At 61.5% G+C, this 470-nt stretch carries 1 pseudogene; it reads right to left on the bottom strand.

Annotated features, from left to right (window positions below):
• Nucleotides 1-8 precede the first annotated feature (8 nt).
• Nucleotides 9-470: pseudogene (istB, locus tag C722_RS25330) on the bottom strand (IS21-like element ISPst3 family helper ATPase IstB); the annotation flags it as partial.

The following is a 470-nucleotide window of genomic DNA, read 5'->3' as shown; positions in this document are numbered from 1 at the left end:
CCATGAAATCAGAACGGCTCATCGTCCTCCGGTTCCTGGCCGCCCTTACGCTTTCGCTCCCGTGATTTGATCTTGGCCTGGGCCGCCAAGCTACTGTGTTGCAGGCGATAGGACTCGTTACCGGTTTCGACGATGTGGCAGTGGTGGGTCAGCCGATCCAGCAGGGCGGTGGTCATCTTGGCGTCGCCGAACACGCTCGACCATTCGGCGAAGCTCAGGTTGGTGGTGATCACCACGCTGGTGTGTTCGTACAGCTTGGACAGCAGGTGAAACAGCAACGCACCGCCAGCCTGGCTGAACGGCAGATAACCCAGTTCGTCGAGGATGACCAGATCCATGCGCAGCAGTGCCTGGGCGATCCGCCCGGCTTTGCCGTCGTGTTTTTCGCGCTCCAGCAGATTGACCAGATCGACCGTGGAGTAGAAGCGCACGCGCTTGCCGTGCCGGGTGATGCCGGACACGGCCAGCGC

The sequence above is a fragment of the Pseudomonas sp. 313 genome (assembly GCF_000316965.1).
Taxonomy (GTDB): Bacteria; Pseudomonadota; Gammaproteobacteria; order Pseudomonadales; family Pseudomonadaceae; genus Chryseomonas; species Chryseomonas benzopyrenica.
The sequence above is the reverse complement of the archived record's forward strand: the minus strand, read 5'-3'. Positions and strand labels throughout refer to the sequence as shown.